This is a genomic window from Chromobacterium alticapitis (assembly GCF_002924365.1).
GTDB lineage: Bacteria > Pseudomonadota > Gammaproteobacteria > Burkholderiales > Chromobacteriaceae > Chromobacterium > Chromobacterium alticapitis.
In genome coordinates this window covers 1-312 of the sequence record NZ_PQWB01000157.1, presented here as the reverse complement: position 1 = coordinate 312, position 312 = coordinate 1, and the positions used below count along the sequence as shown (strand labels likewise).

At 53.2% G+C, this 312-nt stretch carries 1 pseudogene; it reads right to left on the bottom strand.

What is annotated here, in order from left to right:
- Window positions 1–149: 149 nt before the first annotated feature.
- A pseudogene (locus C2I19_RS20065) lies at window positions 150–312 on the bottom strand (IS5/IS1182 family transposase); the annotation flags it as partial.

Here is a 312-nt window from a genome sequence, read left to right as displayed (position 1 = left end):
CCGTTGAAAAACACGTCGATATTGCCCCAACCCATTTCCATATGAACAAAAATGGGCGGTTTCAGCGGGCAGAATGCCAATAAATCCGTTCTCTGCCTGGGTTTTCAGGCTGTTTGCCGGTTATCCGGCGATTTTGGGCGCAATACGCCCTATACATGCGATCCTCCCCAACAGCCGGACAGGCTGCCAATGCGGATCAGGTTATAGGTCGCAAAGGCTAAAAAAGTTTGCCCGGCCAGTTTGGCCCGGCCGATCAGTTTGGTTTTGCGAAGGCCTCCGACGGTTTTCAGCCAGCCGAAGCATTCCTCGATC